13 protein-coding genes are annotated in these 18,184 nt (G+C 59.7%); 7 read left to right on the top strand and 6 right to left on the bottom strand.

Annotated features, from left to right (window positions below; genetic code table 11):
• Positions 1-241 precede the first annotated feature (241 nt).
• From smc to FZE95_RS02135, 4 genes are all read left to right on the top strand, one after another.
• The gene (gene smc, locus FZE95_RS02150) at positions 242-3,745 is read left to right on the top strand and encodes a chromosome segregation protein SMC (RefSeq protein ID WP_150299155.1); all 3,504 of its coding nucleotides are present in this window, start codon (positions 242-244) and stop codon (positions 3,743-3,745) included.
• 328 nt (positions 3,746-4,073) lie between these two features.
• On the top strand, positions 4,074-5,003 hold the full coding sequence (gene zipA / locus FZE95_RS02145; protein WP_150299154.1) for a cell division protein ZipA: 930 nt from the start codon (positions 4,074-4,076) through the stop codon (positions 5,001-5,003).
• 328 nt (positions 5,004-5,331) lie between these two features.
• Entirely contained in the window at positions 5,332-7,698 is a 2,367-nt protein-coding gene (gene ligA, locus FZE95_RS02140) for an NAD-dependent DNA ligase LigA (RefSeq protein ID WP_150299153.1), read from the top strand.
• Between the two features lie 5 nt (positions 7,699-7,703).
• Positions 7,704-8,669: a tRNA dihydrouridine synthase gene (locus FZE95_RS02135; protein WP_190324480.1), complete on the top strand. Its 966-nt coding sequence runs from the start codon at positions 7,704-7,706 to the stop codon at positions 8,667-8,669.
• Here the strand turns inward: FZE95_RS02135 and FZE95_RS02130 are convergent.
• On the bottom strand, positions 8,626-8,871 hold the full coding sequence (locus tag FZE95_RS02130; protein WP_150299152.1) for a DUF465 domain-containing protein: 246 nt from the start codon (positions 8,869-8,871) through the stop codon (positions 8,626-8,628). The genes FZE95_RS02135 and FZE95_RS02130 overlap by 44 nt on opposite strands.
• A gap of 272 nt (positions 8,872-9,143) precedes the next feature.
• Between FZE95_RS02130 and FZE95_RS02125 the strand changes: the two genes are divergently transcribed.
• From FZE95_RS02125 to FZE95_RS02115, 3 genes are all read left to right on the top strand, one after another.
• On the top strand, positions 9,144-10,481 hold the full coding sequence (locus FZE95_RS02125; RefSeq protein WP_150299151.1) for a spinster family MFS transporter: 1,338 nt from the start codon (positions 9,144-9,146) through the stop codon (positions 10,479-10,481).
• Between the two features lie 53 nt (positions 10,482-10,534).
• Positions 10,535-11,719 (top strand): acetyl-CoA C-acyltransferase, encoded by a 1,185-nt coding sequence (locus FZE95_RS02120; RefSeq protein WP_150299150.1) that lies wholly within the window; start codon positions 10,535-10,537, stop codon positions 11,717-11,719.
• A 100-nt stretch (positions 11,720-11,819) separates the two neighbouring features.
• On the top strand, positions 11,820-13,619 hold the full coding sequence (locus FZE95_RS02115) for an acyl-CoA dehydrogenase (protein ID WP_150299149.1): 1,800 nt from the start codon (positions 11,820-11,822) through the stop codon (positions 13,617-13,619).
• A gap of 100 nt (positions 13,620-13,719) precedes the next feature.
• Here FZE95_RS02115 and alkB read toward each other — a convergent pair whose 3' ends face one another.
• From alkB to FZE95_RS02090, 5 genes are all read right to left on the bottom strand, one after another.
• Positions 13,720-14,373, bottom strand: coding sequence for a DNA oxidative demethylase AlkB (gene alkB, locus FZE95_RS02110; RefSeq protein WP_150299148.1), 654 nt, complete (start codon positions 14,371-14,373; stop codon positions 13,720-13,722).
• Between the two features lies 1 nt (position 14,374).
• Positions 14,375-14,908 (bottom strand): methylated-DNA--[protein]-cysteine S-methyltransferase, encoded by a 534-nt coding sequence (locus tag FZE95_RS02105; RefSeq protein ID WP_190324464.1) that lies wholly within the window; start codon positions 14,906-14,908, stop codon positions 14,375-14,377.
• A 411-nt stretch (positions 14,909-15,319) separates the two neighbouring features.
• Positions 15,320-16,108: an SDR family NAD(P)-dependent oxidoreductase gene (locus FZE95_RS02100; protein ID WP_150299146.1), complete on the bottom strand. Its 789-nt coding sequence runs from the start codon at positions 16,106-16,108 to the stop codon at positions 15,320-15,322.
• 47 nt (positions 16,109-16,155) lie between these two features.
• Positions 16,156-16,986, bottom strand: a complete 831-nt coding sequence (surE, locus tag FZE95_RS02095; protein ID WP_150299145.1) for a 5'/3'-nucleotidase SurE — start codon at positions 16,984-16,986, stop codon at positions 16,156-16,158.
• A gap of 71 nt (positions 16,987-17,057) precedes the next feature.
• Positions 17,058-18,107 carry a phosphotransferase gene (locus FZE95_RS02090; protein ID WP_150299144.1) on the bottom strand — a complete coding sequence of 350 codons (1,050 nt, stop codon included), beginning with the start codon at positions 18,105-18,107 and terminating at the stop codon, positions 17,058-17,060.
• Between the last annotated feature and the right edge of the window lie 77 nt (positions 18,108-18,184).

Raw genomic sequence — 18,184 nt, 5'->3', positions numbered from 1 at the left:
TTCAAGGGCCGCGAATTGTGCCGGAGTGGGCATTTTAAGGCTAGGGTGATCGACGCCGAATTAGCAAGATGCTCATCTATTGAGTCTGGATATCGCCTGTTTGACGCCGTAGCGTTCGGTTTTTGGCGGGCGCTGGGCGCTGGGGCTTCTCTTTCGCGGGCTTAGTGGTGAAAATGCACCTTTGTTGGAGGCGATGCAGGCGACAACGCATCGCAACTGCTGCGCAAGGACAAGCAACTCAATGCGATTGAAATGCATCAGGCTGGCGGGCTTCAAATCCTTTGTCGATCCCACCACCGTTTACTTTCCGACCAACATGGGCGCTGTCGTCGGTCCGAACGGCTGTGGCAAGTCAAACATCATCGACGCGGTGCGCTGGGTAATGGGCGAAAGTTCGGCCAAGAACCTGCGTGGCGAGTCCATGACCGATGTCATCTTCAACGGCTCCAACAGTCGCAAGCCGGTGGGTCAGGCGTCCATCGAGCTGGTATTCGACAACAGTGCCGGCACGCTCAAGGGTGAATACGCGGCGTACAACGAGATCTCCATCCGCCGCAAGGTCACTCGCGAAGCACAGAATCAGTACTACCTGAACGGCACCAAGTGCCGCCGCCGCGATATTACCGACATCTTTCTGGGCACCGGGCTGGGCCCGCGCAGTTATTCAATCATCGAACAGGGGATGATCTCCAAGTTGATCGAGGCCAAGCCCGATGAGCTGCGCCTGTTCATCGAAGAGGCTGCCGGCATTTCCAAATACAAGGAACGCCGCCGCGAGACCGAAAACCGCATCCGCCGCACGCATGACAATCTTGCACGCCTGACCGACCTGCGCGAAGAGCTGGAGCGCCAGCTGGGACACCTCCAGCGCCAGGCGCAGTCGGCGGTGAAATACAAGGAGTACAAGGCCAGCGAGCGCCAGCTAAAGGCGCAACTGCAGGCCTTGCGCTGGCAGACGCTCGACGGACTGGTTACAGAGCGCGAGCACCGCGTACGCGAGCTGGAAATCGCGCTGGAGGCGCTGATCGCCGAGCAGCGCAATGCCGATAGCCAGATGGAGAAACAGCGCGACCAGCATCTGGATCTTACCGAATCCTTCAACCGTGTCCAGGCGCGCTACTACAGCGTGGGCGCGGACATCAGTCGCATTGAACAGACGCTGCAATTCAATCGTGACCGGCAGAGCCAGTTGCAGGCGGATATCGACCGTACCGAGCAGGCCTGGCAGGAAGCGCAGAGCCACCTCACGCAGGATCAGGCGTTACTGGCTGATCTCGAGAGTGAGCTGGCCGAGATCGAGCCGGAGCTGGAAATGTCCGCGGCGGCAGATGAGGAAACGGCCGAGCAGTTGCAACGTGCCGAGCATGCCATGCAGGAATGGCAGGCCGCCTGGGATCAATTCAATCAGCAGTCAGCCTCGCCACGCCAGCAAGCTGAGGTAGAGCAGTCGCGTATTCGTCATTTTGAACAGGCTACGGAGCGACTTGCCGAACGAATTCAACGCCTTGAAGAGGAACGATCCACGTTGATTGCGGGGCCGCTCGACGAGGAGTTGTCCGCTCTGAACGAGCAGTTGGCCGAACTGGAACTGCGCAGCGAAACCGACCAGCAGCAACTGGAAGAGCTTGGAGAGAAGCTGGGCCAGGAGCGCGATGCACTGACGGCGCTGACCCAGGAAGCCGACATCCGCCGTGGCGAAATCCAGCGCCAGAATGGCCGTATGGCCTCCCTCGAAGCGTTACAACAAGCGGCACTGGAGCATGGCTCCGGCGTGCGCGATTGGCTGCAGCAGCAGGGCCTTGGGGAGTTGCCGCAACTGGCAGCGCAGCTGCAGGTGGAGGCTGGCTGGGAGGGCGCCGTCGAGACCGTGCTGGGTGAGGACTTACAGGCTCTCAGCCTGGATGACCTCGGTATGGTAGCTGACCTATGCGCCGAATTTGAACAGGGTAGCTTGCGCTTGCTCGATGCCAGTCGCTCCGATAGCCGGTCCGCATCAGAGACAGATTCATTGCTGGCGAAGGTCAGTTCGTCAGTGAATCTCGCGCCCTGGCTCGCTGGCGTTAAAGTCTGTGACTCACTTGATCAGGCGCTGGGGCAGCGGTCAAAACTGGCCAGCCACGAGTCCTTGATCACTCCCGGCGGGGAGTGGGTCGGACCGAACTGGCTGCGCCTCAAGCGAGGCAGTGCCAGCGAAACGGGTGTGCTTGCCCGTCAACAGGAACTGGAACACCTGCAAGCTACCGTCGAAGAGCAGCAGGCGCTGTTGATCGATGGCGAAGAACGCATTGCCTCGCTCCAGGAGCATGTTCGCCAACTGGAGCAGCAGCGCGAAAACCTGCAGCAGGGCCTGGCTCGCACCTCCCGCGAGCAGGGCGAAATCAAGGCGCAATGTTCCGCACGGCAGGTACGTCTTGAGCAGGTGACTGCGCGGCGTCAGCGTATCGATGAGGATCTGGAAGATATCCGCATGCAACGCAGCGATGAGCTGGAGCAGATCGGCGAAGCACGCATGACCCTCGAAGCGGCGCTCGAGCGCATGGCCAACGACGCAGATCAGCGCGAAACGCTGTTACAACGCCGTGATCAGGTGCGCGAAGCGCTGGACCAGGCGCGTCAGCAAACGCGTCAGCACAAGGACCGCTCGCACCAGCTGGAGCTGCGGGTGCAATCATTGCGTGCCCAGCGCGAGTCCACCTCGCAGGGGCTCGAGCGGCTGAGTATTCAAGTCGAACGTTTGGCTGAACGCAGGGAAGAACTGCGACTGACCTATGAGGAAAACCAGGCGCCGGAGGATGATCAGCGCATCGAGCTGGAGTCACTGCTCGAGCAGCGCCTCCAGGCGGAACAGGACCTGGGCACGGCGCGTCAGGCACTGGAGGAGGTCGATCAGCAGATTCGCGATCAGGATCGCCGTCGTAGTCAGGCCGAACAGCAAGCCCAGGTGATACGCGGTCAGCTGGATGAGCAACGTCTGGCTGCGCGCGATCTGCAGACACGCCGGCAAGGGTTGCAGGAGCAGTTGCTCGAGGCAGGCTATGACCTCAATGGCGTGATCGCGACCTTACCCGAGGATGCAACTGAATCCGACTGGGAGCAGCAGCTTGCTCAGCTCGATGCACGTATTCAGAGGCTGGGTCCAATCAACCTAGCGGCGATCGACGAATATGAGCAACAATCCGAGCGTAAACGCTATCTTGATGCGCAGAATGCTGATCTGGAAGAAGCGCTCGATACGCTGGAGCAGGTCATTCGCAAGATCGACCGGGAAACGCGCAGCCGTTTCAAGGAAACCTTCGACAAGGTGAACAACGGGTTGCAGGCGTTGTTTCCCAAGGTTTTCGGCGGCGGGAACGCCTACCTTGAGCTCACCGGTGATGATCTACTCGATACCGGGGTGGCGATCATGGCGCGGCCGCCCGGCAAGAAGAACAGCACCATCCATTTGCTGTCCGGTGGCGAAAAAGCCCTGACGGCGATTGCCCTGGTATTCTCAATCTTCCAGCTCAATCCCGCGCCGTTCTGTATGCTGGATGAGGTGGACGCGCCGCTTGATGATGCCAACGTTGGCCGCTATGCCCGGATCGTAAAAGAGATGTCTGCGCGCGTGCAGTTCATCTATATCACCCACAACAAGATTGCCATGGAAATGGCTGATCAGTTGCTGGGTGTAACGATGCATGAACCTGGCTGCTCAAGGCTGGTCACAGTGGATGTCGAAGAGGCTGCTGCGCTCGCGGCGGTGTAAAGTTTTGCGGGCTCATGTTAGGGTTTGTCGATAATTTTGTGAGTCTGAATTTTGACTCTTCCGTTGCAGGCACATGACGATTGTCGGTGAGTTGCCGGTCGGTCCCGCAGGGAAGTTTTTTTATACGTATCCCACGCTGTGGCACCAGCACGTCGGAGCGCTGAGCGCAGGTATCTACTCAGATTCCCTCGATGTGTGGTCGGCAGGATGGCTTAAACCATGTGGCCTGCAATGAATGCTTAACAGGCATCCGGGCTTCGCTTATATTCGGCACGACATTTTTTGGTCGGCCTACATGAAAGAATTGGCATAACAGGAACAGGAATTCATGGATTTCGGTTTACGTGAGTGGCTTATCATAATCGGCGTGCTGGTCATTGCCGGTATCTTGTTTGACGGATGGCGGCGCATGGGCGGCCGCTCGCGTATACGTATCAAGCTGGAACGCAATCTGACTGACGACGCAGACGCTCCCCCGGCAGATGACCTGCTCGGGCCGCCGCGCGTCATCGGCCGTAAAGATCGGTCGGAGCCTTCTGTTGGCCGCGACCTGTCGGAGCTGGACGATCTTGGCGACAATGCATCAGTGCACTCGCCAGAGCAGACCGGGCTGGACCTGGGTGGTTTGAACCTCGACGACATACCAGAGCCGCCCAGCGTGCAGGACACGCGCGGCACCTCACGTCCGCGCAAGGTCACGCCTCGCGCGCCGGATATGCCGCGGCGTGAACCGCGCATGGCTGAAAAAGACGAGCAACCTACGCGTACAGAGCCGGAACTCAGCGCCGAGCCCGCCACTGCGAGGGAAGAGCTTCCTCCGGTCGAAGAGGTGTTCGTGATTAATGTCGTCGCACGCGATGAACTAGGCTTTCCTGGCTCGGCGCTGCTGCAGAATATTCTTGAAAGTGGTCTGCGCCACGGTGAAATGAATATCTTCCACCGCCACGAGAGCATGAGCGGTAACGGCGATGTGCTGTTTTCCATGGCCAATGCGCTGAAGCCTGGCGTCTTTGATCTCGATGAGATGGATAGCACCTATGTGCGTGCCGTCAGCTTCTTCATGGGGCTGCCGGGTCCTCGTCATCCCAAGCAGGCGCTTGATCTGATGATCGCTGCGGCACGCAAGCTTTCCCACGAGCTGGGCGGTGATCTCAAGGACGAACAGCGCAGCGTACTGACCGCACAAACCATCGAACACTACCGCCAGCGCATTGCTGAATACGAGCGCAAGCGATTCAGTCAGCGCCGGTCGTATTGATCCATTAGCTGGCTCCGGTTTTCGTAGGAGGGGCGCCCTCGCCGCGAATGGCGACCGCAGGGCGCCCGGGGTTTGTGGCAGTGCGGTAAGGGCTGGCTTGGCAGCCAGGTCGTGCCGAGGTCGACACTCCTACGGTTCTTTGTCGGCGATACTCGATGCATAGCTGAACTGAGTATCACCTCCGGTCGACGTTCTATTTGTGGAAGGGTGACGTCGCCGGGAATAGCGACTGATTACCAACACCCCGACCCGCGCCCCAACACTGCCGTCCCCACCGGGTTCCTTGCTACAATCTCCGCTTGTTCCGCCTCCGATGATTTGACCGACCATGACCGTTACTCCTGATCCGGCGCTGCGCGCGCAGCAACTGCGTGAGCAGATCAATGAGCACAACCACCGTTATTACGTGCTCGACGAGCCCGCCATCCCCGATGCGGAATACGATCGCCTGTTCAACGAGCTAAGAGCGCTGGAAGAGGCGAATCCGGAGCTGATTCTGCCGGACTCGCCCACCCAGCGCGTCGGTGGGGCACCGTCTGCAGCGTTTGGCACCGTCCAGCATGAAGTCCCCATGCTCAGCCTGGGTAACGCCTTCGAGGAAGGCGATATGCTGGATTTCGACCGCAGCGTACGGCGCGGTCTGGATATGCCATCGGACGATCTGTTCGGTGCGCAGATCGAGTACTGCTGCGAGCCCAAGCTCGATGGCCTGGCGGTCAGTCTGTTGTATGAGGACGGTTATCTGGTCCGTGGAGCCACCCGGGGCGACGGTAGCAAGGGAGAGGACATCACGACCAATGTGCGGACCATCCGCAATATTCCGCTCAAGCTTCGCGGCGATGAGTGGCCCAGGGTGCTGGAGGTGCGTGGGGAGGTCTATATGAGCAAAGCGGGTTTTGAAGCCTTGAATGAGCGCGCCCGCATCGAAGGCTCGAAGACCTTCGCCAACCCACGCAATGCCGCCGCGGGTTCGCTACGCCAGCTCGACTCGAGTATTACCGCTCGGCGGCCGCTGGAGTTCTGCTGTTACGGCATTGGCCGGTTTGAGGGCGAGCTGCCGCGCACCCAGACTGGCATTCTTGAAGCTGTGAAATCCTGGGGGCTGGCGATCAGCCCGGAACTGAAGCTGGCCAGCGGCATTCAGGCCTGCCTCGATTATTACTACGACATCGGCGCTCGCCGAAACGACCTGAGTTACGAGATCGACGGCGTGGTATTCAAGGTCAATGATCTGGGCTATCAGCGCGAGTTGGGCTTTCGTGCACGCCAGCCGCGCTGGGCGATAGCGCATAAATTTCCTGCCAGTGAGGAGCTGACCGAGGTACTGGCGGTGGAATTTCAGGTGGGCCGTACCGGCGCGATTACACCTGTCGCGCGGCTCAAGCCGGTGCAGGTGGCAGGCGTTACCGTGTCCAACGCCACCCTGCATAACATGGACGAGGTGGCCCGGCTGGGCGTGATGATCGGCGATACGGTGATCATTCGCCGCGCGGGCGATGTGATTCCGCAGGTCATGCAGGTGGTCAGTGACCGCCGCCCCGCGGACGCTCAACCGATTGCCGTGCCGGAAAGCTGCCCGGTGTGCGGTTCGGCTGTGGAGCGCACCCAACTGGTCAAGCGTAGTCGCGGCCGTGAGACCTATACCGAGGGCTCGGTGTATCGCTGCGTGGGGCGCATGATCTGTCAGGCGCAGTTGAAGCAGGCAATCATCCACTTTGTGTCGCGCCGGGCAATGGATATCGACGGGCTGGGCGAGAAGATCATCGAGCAACTGGTGGACGCCGGTCATGTGGCATCTCCGGCGGACCTCTATGCACTGACCTACGAGCAGGTGATCGAGCTGGAGGGGTTCGCTGAGATATCCACCAAAAACCTGCTGACTGCGATCAACGACAGCAAGCGCCCGGGTCTGGCTCGGTTTGTTTATGCACTGGGCATTCCCGATGTAGGTGAAGAGACTGCCAAACTCCTGGCGCGCGCGCTGGGCAGTCTCGACCGGATTCGTCGTGCCCTGCCAGAGGTGCTGGTATATCTCCCGGATATCGGCAATGAAGTCGCCCACGAGATCCATGCGTTCTTCACCGACGAGCATAACCTCAAGGTACTTGAGCAGCTCCGCGAGCGCGGCGTGGAGCTGCAGGATGAAGGGGATATTTCCCCTGAGTACGCGGCCCATGTCAGTCTCGCCGAGTTTATCGCGCGTCTGGAAATCCCCTATATAGCACGCACAGGATCCGAGCGGCTGGCGGCGACCTTCAATAATATCGAGGAAATTGCCCGGGCTGATTGGCTTGAGCTAAAGCGTGTTGATCGGCTAAATGACAAGGCAATCAATAGTTTGATGGGTTATTTCAAAGTTGAATCTAATCGCGCAAGAGTGCTCGAGATCGAACAGCAACTTCGCGATTTCGGTATGCATTGGGAAAGCCCCAAGGCCAGCGTCGATAACTTGCCATTGGCCGGGCAGACCTGGGTATTGACCGGAACCCTGGAGACCTTCTCCCGTGATGTGGCCAAGGATCATCTGGAAAGCCTCGGTGCCAAGGTGGCGGGCAGCGTTTCAGCCAAGACCCATTGCGTCGTGGCGGGTCCGGGCGCGGGTAGCAAGCTGGCCAAAGCCCAGCAGCTGGGCGTCAAGGTCCTGGACGAACAGGGTCTGCTGGATGTACTGGCGGAGCGGGGCATTCACGCTTGAACGATATGATCATCCTGGCACCCATGGAGGGGCTGGTGGATGCACCCATGCGCGATATTCTGACGCGGATTGGCGGCATCGATCGGTGCGTCAGCGAATTTATTCGGGTGACGGAAGGGCCGTTGAACAAGGGCACCATCCTGCGGATCGTGCCAGAAGCCCTGAGCGGTTGGACCACGCGGGCCGGCGTACCGGTGCATCCGCAACTGCTTGGGTCCGATCCGCAGTGGCTGGGATTCAATGCAGGGATGTTGGCGGAGATGGGGGCGCCGGCGGTGGATCTGAATTTTGGCTGCCCGGCCAAGACCGTCAATCGACACGGTGGCGGGGCGGGCTTGCTGCGCGATCCCGAAGTACTTGCCAGAATCGTGACTGCGGTACGTGCTGCTGTGCCTGCAGGGATACCTGTCACCGCCAAGATGCGCCTGGGTTACAGCGACACCAGTCTGGCGCTGGACTGTGCTCAGGCTCTGGCCGATTCAGGCGCCGCGGAAATCGCTGTGCATGCACGCACCAAGGTCGACGGTTACAAGCCACCCGCGCACTGGGAGTGGTTGGCGCGTATACGCGAAGCGGTGAATGTGCCGGTGGTCGCTAACGGTGATGTCTGGACCCATGAAGATTACCAGCGGATCCGCGACGTCAGCGGCTGTGATGCCGTGATGATCGGTCGCGGCCTGGTGGTGTGCCCGGATCTGGCGGCCCAAATTCGCCAACAATTAGCTGGAAAGGACATCGCCCGCATGAGCTGGCACTCTTTACAGCCATGGTTCGCGGATTTCTTCCGCCAGACCCAGGAACGCGTGGCGCCACGGCATGCGCCGGGACGCTTTAAGCAATGGCTGGCCATGTTGACGCAACAGTTTCCGGAAGCTCGGGGGCTGTTCGATCAATTGCGTCGCGAGACCAGCGCGGATGTGGTTTCGGCTACCCTTGGCCGCCTTGCAGGTGATGGGCAATACGGTCCTTGACTGCGCGCCGCTTCTCCTTGAGTTCCTGTACCGCATCATCCTCAGCGTTGCCTGCGGAGATGGATTCCCCAGCAAGTACCTGGTTATCAAGGTCGTTGTATTCGTCCAGTAGCTTGTCTAGCTTGCTATCCTGTTCCCGCCGTTTTTGAATGTCTTCTCTGCTGATCTGCAAATCTTCATAGAGGTCGTGGGACGCAACCATGGATATCTCCGTTCGCTCTCGGGTGGATTCAACGAACGCGCAGTGACCATACGGATCGCACGTTCGCCGCATATTGAGCTCTCTGTCGTTGGAGGCATCACTGCAGAAAAAATTCCAATACTTCTATTAATCGAGACGGGCGGGCAGCTCCCATAGCCGTCGCTAATGGGTACGCATCGCCTCTGTTAATGCAAATATTTCGGAATCGACTTCCGCACTGCGAACCTGATAGTCTCCTGATTGGTCTTTTTACCCCTGTGCGGGAGCGCGACGTGCCTCATAACAACAGCTTGTATCCTTCAAGTGGCCGTGCCTGGTTTACCGTCTCTATACTGCTGATGGCATACGTTCTGTCCTTTGTCGACCGGCAGATTCTGAACTTGCTGGTTGAGCCGATTCGCCGTGATCTGGCGATCAGTGACACGCAGATGAGTCTGCTGATGGGCCTGTCCTTTGCGATTTTTTATACCATCGCCGGTATTCCCCTGGGGCGCGTTGCCGACAGCAAAAGCCGTCGGGGTCTGATTGGCGTGGGTGTACTGGTCTGGAGTTTGATGACAGCCGCCTGCGGCCTGGCTCAGCAGTATTGGCATTTCATCCTCTGCCGTATCGGCGTGGGGGCTGGCGAAGCCGCCCTGTCGCCTGCGGCCTACTCGCTGATGGCTGACAGCTTCCCGCCGGAAAAGCGTGCTACGGCCATCAGCGTCTATTCGATGGGTATCTATCTTGGTGCCGGCATGGCGTTCTTGCTTGGCGGCATGGTGATCACCTTTGCCAATGCTCAGGGCGACGTCGTGCTGCCGATCATCGGCCTGGTGCGACCCTGGCAGCTTATATTCCTGATGCTCGGTGGCGTTGGCGTCGCTTTCTGCCTGGTGCTGTTCGCAATCAAGGAGCCGACCCGCAAAGGCATCGGCGCTGGTGTGGCTGTGCCGTTGAAAGAGGTTGGCGCCTACCTGGTCAGCATCCGCAAAGCCGTGCTGTGTCATAACATTGGCTTTGCCTGCTTGTCCTTCGCGTCATATGGCGCTTCAGCCTGGATTCCGACCTTCTTCATTCGCAACCACGGCCTGACGGCTGGCGAAGTGGGGATGTATTACGGCTCCATCGTGATGGTCGCCGGCTCTCTGGGTATCGTCTTCGGTGGGCGGCTGGCTGACTATCTGGCACGTCGGGGCTACACTGACTCGAACATGCGGGTCGGTCTGCTGGCGGCAATCCTGACGATTCCATTTAACGTCGTGTACCTGGTCGCTGATCTGAATCTGGTCTGGTTCCTGATGTTCTTCAACGTCTTCACCGTGGCTATGCCTTTTGGTGTCGCGCCTGCAGCGATTCAGGAAGTCATGCCCAACGCGATGCGTGGCCAGGCGTCTGCCATCTATCTGTTCACTATCACCCTGATCGGCCTGGGCATTGGTCCGACCGCTGTCGCCATGTTTACCGATTTCGTTTTCAATGACGACGCGGCCGTCCGTTATTCAATCTTTATTGTTGCAACAGTTATCACCCTGGGTTCGGTGGCGCTGCTCTGGATGGGTTTGAAACCCTACCGAGAAGCCCGGGAAACACTGGCCCGCTGGGGCGAGAGACAGGGGCAGTCGGCTTGATCCCTGCCGGGGTCAGTACGCCCGGCTTACATTATCTAAACAGGAGCTACATCATGACTGACGCAGTTATCGTATCCACGGCCCGTACCGCGCTGGGCAAATCCTACCGCGGTGCCCTGAACAACACCCACAGTGTCGACATGGCCGGTTACGTCATCGAGCACGCAGTCAAGCGCGCCGGTATCGATCCGTCCATCGTTGAAGACGTTATCCTCGGTGCGACCTTCCACGAAGGCGCGCAGGGCAAGAACATGGCGCGTCTGGCGGCTATCCGCGGCGGCCTGCCGGTGACCACTGCCGGTATGTCGATCAACCGTTTCTGCAGCTCCGGTCTGCAGTCCATCGCTATCGCCGCCCAGCGTGTCGTCAGCGAGAAAATTCCGGCGATCGTCGCCGGTGGTGTGGAGTCGATCAGCCTGTGCCAGAACGACAAGCTGAACATGTACAAAGGCGTTAACGAGTGGATCAAGCAGAACAAGCCTGAGCTGTATCTGTCCATGATCGAGACCGCCGACATCGTTGCTGCCCGCTACAACGTCAGCCGCGAATCCCAGGACGAGTACTCGGTGATCAGCCAGCAGCGCACTGCAGCCGGCCAGGAAAGTGGCAAGTTCGCAGACGAAATCGTGCCTTACCAGACCACCATGCTGGTCAAGGACAAGGAAACCGGTGAAGTCAGCGAGAAGCAGGTCAACCTGACCCAGGACGAGTGCAACCGTCCGAACACCACGCTGGAAGGCCTTGCCGGCCTGCAGCCAGTACGCGGTCCTGAGCACTTTGTAACAGCCGGCAACGCCAGCCAGCTGTCTGATGGCGCGTCCGTGTGTGTGGTCATGAACGGTACGGTCGCTGAACAGCAGAACATCGAGCCGATGGGTATCTTCCGTGGCTTCAGTGTTGCCGGTTGCGAGCCTGACGAAATGGGCATTGGTCCGGTTTATGCCATTCCCCAGCTGCTCAAGCGCAATGGCCTGACCATGGACGACATCGGTCTGTGGGAGCTGAACGAAGCCTTTGCTTCGCAGGTTGTTTACTGCCGCGACAAGCTGGGCATCCCGATGGAAAACCTGAACGTCAACGGCGGCTCCATCGCCATCGGCCACCCTTACGGCGTAACCGGTTCGCGTCTGACGGGCCACGCACTGATCGAAGGCAAGCGTCGCGGCGCCAAGTTTGTGGTAGTCACCATGTGTATCGGTGGCGGTCAGGGCGCAGCGGGCCTGTTCGAAGTTATCTAAAGGCAGCGGCACGCTACAAGCGAAACCCGGGCCTGTGCTCGGGTTTTGTTTTGTAGGGCTGCGAAGCCCGTCGCTTGCGGTGAATATAGAGGATTCATTCATGTCCCAGAAAATCATCAATACTGACGATCTATCCTTCCTGCTCTACGAGCTGCTGGATATTGAACGTCTGACCCAGTTTCCCCGTTATACCGACCACAGCCGTGACACCTTTGAGGCCGCTATTGAGTTGGCCCTGAAAGTTGGCGCTGAAACCTTCGCCCCGCACAACCACCTGTGTGACGCCGATGAGCCGCGCTTTGAAAACGGTAAAGTCGTCATCCGCCCCGAGGTTTCCGAAGCCCTGGCAGTGCTGCGTGAGACCGGGCTGATGGCCGCCTCCCAGGATTACGAGCGCGGCGGTATGCAATTGCCGGCAGCGGTCGCCCAGATCTGTATCGGTTTGATCAAGGGCGCGAACGTCAGCACCCAGGCCTATGCCGGCCTGACCATTGCAGCCGGCAACCTGATCATGGCCCATGGCAGCGAGGAATATAAGAAACGCTTTGCCGAGCCGATGATGGAGGGCCGCTTCTTTGGCACCATGTGTCTGACCGAGCCGCAGGCCGGCTCGTCTCTGGCGGATATCAAGACCCGCGCCGTGCCCGCTGATGATGGCAGCTACCGGATCACCGGCAACAAGATCTTCATTTCAGCTGGCGACCACGAGCTGAGCGAAAACATCGTGCACCTGGTACTGGCCAAACTGCCCGATGCGCCGCCCGGCGTGAAAGGCATTTCCCTGTTTATCGTGCCCAAGATCCTAGTCAATGAAGATGGCAGCCTGGGTGAGCGTAACGACGTGCAGCTGGCGGGCCTGATCCACAAGATGGGTTATCGCGGCACTACCTCGACCATGCTCAACTTTGGCGAGCAGGGCGGGGCAGTAGGGTATCTGGTGGGCGAGCCGCACCAGGGCCTGGCGCAGATGTTCCATATGATGAACGAGGCGCGAATCGGCGTGGGCCTGGGCTCGGTCATGCTGGGCTACACCGGCTACCTGCATGCACTGGAATACGCCCGCGAACGCCGCCAGGGCCGTCCGCTCAAGGAGCGCGATCCGGAAAGCCCGATGATTCCGCTGATCGAACATGCCGATGTGCGTCGCATGCTGCTCGCGCAAAAAGCCTTTGTTGAAGGCGGGCTGTCGCTGTGCCTGTTCGCCTCGACCCTGGTCGACGAGAAGAAACATGCTGAAGACGCAGCCAAGCGCGAAGAGGCCGCCGGCCTGCTGGACCTGCTCACGCCTATCGTCAAATCCTGGCCATCGCAGTTCTGTCTGGAAGCTAACAGCCTGGCGATTCAGGTTCACGGTGGCTATGGCTATACACGCGAATATCCGGTTGAGCAGTTCTACCGTGACAACCGTCTGAACCCGATTCATGAGGGCGCTCACGGCATTCAGGGACAGGATCTGCTTGGCCGTAAGGTCAACATGAAGGATGGTGAGTACTATCTGGCACTGGTCTCGCGCATGCGCGCCACCATCAGTGAATGTCAGGCAGAAGTCGAGTTGCAGTCCTCTTGCGCCTTGCTTGGTGACGCGCTGTCTACGCTGGAAGAGATCACCACCGCACTGCGGGCGCTGCGCAAGGACGATCCCGACCGCGCGCTGGCCAATGCGTACCTGTACCTGGAAGCTTTCGGTCATGTCGTGGTGGGCTGGATGTGGTTGCGTCAGGCCCAGGCGGCACTGCGCGGCCTCAAGCAGGGCGGCGAGCGTCCACAGGCGTTCTATCAGGGTAAGCTGAACACCTGCGAATACTTCCTGCGCTATGAACTGCCCAAGACCCTGGCACTGGCAGAAGTATTGCGCAGTGCAGACCGCACTACGCTGGATATGCCGGGAGAGTGTTTCTAACGGTTGGCTGGACTGCCGGCGTTGCGAGAGCATTCGCAGCGCTGGTCTGTTCCCGGATTCATACGCGTTTTACTCAAGCCAGACGCGTTCTGCGTTTGCCTCAGCGCACCTTTCTGAACGTCAGGTTGTAGCGTACCGAACCCGTGAGTGGATGGTCGGCACGCTTGCCCAGCGGCGCAACGCCGTGGAAGAACAAACGACTTGGGCCTCCCCACACCAGCACGTCACCATGTTCGATCTTCCACCGTACCGGCTGATGTGAGCGGGTCGGGCCGCCAAACATAAAGCTGATGGGCGCACCTAGCGACACCGAGACGATCGGTGCGAAAAGATCCTGCTCGTCCTTGTCCTGATGTAGCGCCATACGTGCGCCGGTTTCATAGCGGTTAATCAGGCAGCTCTGGGGAGCAAAACCGGGATATCCTGCGCGCTCGGCTGCACGCGCTGCTAACTGCTTGAATGAATCAGGCAGTGCCGGCCAGGGTTGATCGTCCAGTGGGTCAGTCGGGCTGTAGCGATAGCCGTGCCGGTCGGTTACCCAGCCCAGATCGCCACAACTGGTCATGGCTGCCGACATGCTATATCCGCCGGGCGTTACCTGGTGGCGGAAGGGCGCCCTGGCGGCAACCTGTTGCAGGTCGGTTAACAGCTGTTCCGCATCGTCAAGCACGAAGCCGCGCAGGAGCCAGGCACCCTCGGCCAGTGGTTGGGGCGGTTCGGGTTGATGTTCGAACAGATCAAGCGTCCCGGCCATGTCAGATCCCGGCGGCGAGGCGTTTCTCGAGTTCGATCAGACTACGCTTGCGCTCAACGCCCCATCGATAACCCGATATTCCGCCGTCGCTACGCAGCACGCGGTGGCAGGGTACAACGATGGCCAGCGGGTTAGCTGCGCAGGCGCCGGCCACGGCGCGCATGGCCGTCGGCCGACCGCAACGCCGCGCGAGCTCGCTGTATGTGATCGTCTCGCCAGTGCCGACCTGGCTGAGCGTCTGCCATACCTGCTGCTGGAACTGCGTTCCGAAGGGCGCTAACGGACGCGGCAAAGCGGTAAGTGTCGATCCGGGGGTATCGATGTAAGCGAGAAGCACAGCCAGTTCTGATTCGAGGGCGGCATCCTGCTGTCGTATCTCGCTTGTTGGAAAGCGTCGCTGGAGATCCTCAACGAGTGTCTGCGGCTCATCGCCCAACAGGATCGCGCAAATACCGCTCTCGCAAATGCCATAAAGCAAAGCGCTGAATTTGCAGCGGCCGGTTGTGTATTCGATGGATAAAGGGGGAGTAACCATGACCAGATCCTGAAATGGAGTGCTGAATTGATATTCGACCTTAATGGCGGTCAATTCAAGGTACCCGGTCGGGTATACGGCGGCAGACATGTTCCTGCGTCACAGGTCCCGCCTGCCGTGCGCCTCCCTGGGGGTGTAGCGCGCCTGCGCTACGCCAGGTTTTGCAGCGCACGCTGGACTCGTAGGGGAGCCTGAACGCAGCCACATAGCGCTCACCAACCTCGTCGGCGCGTCCGAACGCGGCCCGAGGCATGCCGCCAGCGGGGTAAGCCCGCACCGAGCTACTCCCGAGGTCTTCGGTGAAATAATGCGCTCAGCCGACGCCTTCCTGGGGGTGTAGTGCGCCTGCGCTACGCCAGGTCTCCGGCCAGCTCAGCCTCCGAGAAAGCACTCCTCGCTACTCGCAAAAACTCAAACCTTCATCCCCGGCAAATTCAGCGATGCGGTATTCCCACCATCCACTGCCAACGCCTGCCCGGTCATGTAGCTGGCATCATCGCTGGCCAGAAAGGCTATAACCGAGGCGATTTCATCCGGGCGGCCGTAGCGGCGCAGTTCGCAGCGGGCGCCGAGTTTGGCTTCTTTGTCATTGGCGCGGGCGTAATCGAACACTGGTTTGGTCATGCCGGTTTCCACCAGACCCGGACACACCGCATTGACGCGAATATTCGAGCCACCCAGATCGCAGGCAGTCGTCATGGTGAAGTTGATTACGCCAGCCTTGGAGGCGCTGTAGGCATTGCCACCCGCGCCGGAACGAATGCCGGCCACTGACGCGGTATTAACAATCGCGCCCTGGCCCTGCTCAAGCATGTGACGGCTGACGTACTTGGTGAACAGCATGACCCCGTACAGATTCACAGCAATGATTTTTTGCCAGGTTTCCAGGCTCTGATCGGGTGCGGTGCTGTAATCCCCGCCAGCGATGCCGGCGTTATTGCACAGCACGTCGATTTTGCCGAAGTGGGCGAGGGCGTCGGCGACGCACTGTTCAACCTCAGCCTCGACCGAGACGTCGACTTCTTTCGATATGGCCTCGGCACCTTCAGGCAGCTCGGACAGGGTCTGTTGCAAGCCTTCGTTATTGCGGTCCACGAGCATGATCCGGGCACCTTCACTTGCCAGTCGCACCGCAGTTGCACGGCCGATCCCGCTACCGGCACCGGTGATCAGGGCAATCTTGTTGTTGTAACGTTGCATTGTTGACTCCTGTAGTAAGGGCAAGCTTTCAGAAGGGGGATAACGCTTCAGTGGTCGATGCTTGGATCGCTTCCGATGTCGCGCTCCGCCTGCGGCTCGATCCCGAGGCCACGGGCGACGGCATCGTTATCAATCTGCCAACTGGCGATATCCCGCTCGAAACGCAGCGGCGAAATGGCGATGCGACCGGCGCGAAGCGCACCGACATCAGTATCCAGGCCGATAATGCGCTCGGTCTGGCGCTGAAAGCCGAGCCAGAAATAGGGCACATCGCGGGTGTCGCGCCGACATTCGATATTGATTCCGCCGATGCTGCCCGCGCGCGCACGGCAGGTGGCTACACCGGTGACCTGTTCGGGCGTGCAGGCAGGGAAGTTGATATTCATGGCGCAATCGGTCGGCCAGCCCTTCTCCAGAAGCGCACGCACGATGCCGGGGCCGAACTTGCGTGCCGTATCCCAGTGAATGTCACTGCCCTTGTGGTAAGCCTGCGACAGGGCGATGGACGGGATGCCCATCAGTGTCGCAGTCATCGCGCCGCCAATGGTGCCTGAATAGGCCACCGAATCACTGATATTGGCGCCGGCATTCACGCCGGAAAGCACCAGGTCCGGCATCTCGGGCATAAGCTCGCCCACTGCCAGCAGCACGCAGTCACTGGGGGTGCCGCTGATGCTCAGGCGATTGTCGCCCATGTGGTGCACGCGCAGCGGCGAATGCAGAGTGATCGACATGGAGACGCCGCTCTGGTCCAGGTCCGGGGCGATGATCCACACTTCCTCGGCAATTTCTCTGGCGATTTCTTCCATGATGGACATGCCGGGTCCGCGCCAACCGTCATCGTTGGTCAGCAGGACGCGCTTGATTGGTTTGCTCATGGCTGTGTTCGCTCATTGTTCTAATCGACATCTGGCGTAGTGCAGGTGCGCTACGCCCTAATTAGTACGGTTTACTTGCGCTGGGCGATTTCCCAGCCAATGTCAGCCAGTAACCCGGCGCGCTTGCCAACTTCCAGCGCATCGGCGTTACTCGCATTACCCTGCAGCGCGCGGTGGTACACGCCCTGGACGATGGCAGCCAAACGGAACAGGGAGAATGCCAGGAAGAAGTTCCAGTCCGGCACTTCAGTGCGGCCAGTGAACTCGCAGTACCAGTCCAGCACCTGCTGCTCTTCGGGAATGTTGCGCGCTTTCAGATCCAGCCCCTGCATGCCACGCATACCTTCGGCGCTGGCGGGCTGATGGTAGGGCAGACAGCAATAGGCGAGATCGGACAGCGGATGACCCAGCGTCGCCAGCTCCCAGTCCAGAATGGCCACAACCTTCGGCTCGCTCGGGTGCAGAATCAGGTTGCCCATGCGGAAATCGCCATGGGCGATGGTGGTGTGGTCATCCTTGGGCGCGTTTTCCGGCAGCCAGGCCATCAGCGCGTCCATGGACGGCATATCGCCGGTGCGGCTGGCTTCAAACTGGCCACTCCAGCGCTTGATCTGGCGCGGCACATACCCTTCGGCCTTGCCGTAGGATTCCAGCCCCACCGCTTTCCAATCCACGTTGTGCAGCTGGGCCATGGTCTGGATCATTGACCTGTGGATCGGCATGCGCTGCTCGATGGCGACATCCTGCAGCAGCGGCTGCGAGTAAACCCGGCCGTCCACATGGTCCATGACGTAGAACGCGGTGCCGATAACCTCGGGATCTTCGCAAAGCAGACGGGCAGCGGGGACCGGAACGTCGGTCTGGCCCAGGGCATTGATCACCTGAAATTCACGCTCGACCATGTGCGCCGAGGGCAGCAGTTTGCCCGGCGGCTTCTTGCGCAGAACGTAGCGCTTCTCGCCGATTTCCATCAGATAGGTCGGGTTGGACTGGCCACCCTGAAATTGCTGAAGCTTGATGCCGTGCTCTACGTCAGGCAGGCGTCCTTGCAAATAGGCTGCGAGTTTTGCTTCGTCCAGGCGATGCGCCGGTAACACGTCGATCAGGGTTGCTTCGCTCATCTAGCAGGTCCTGTAATATTTTCGGTTATAAGGTCACTTTCCATGCCGAGGCAAAATGAAGTGAACAGGCCTAAACG

The organism is Pseudomonas profundi (assembly GCF_008638305.1).
Taxonomy (GTDB): domain Bacteria; phylum Pseudomonadota; class Gammaproteobacteria; order Pseudomonadales; family Pseudomonadaceae; genus Halopseudomonas; species Halopseudomonas profundi.
This window is presented reverse-complemented; position numbering and strand designations above follow the sequence as displayed.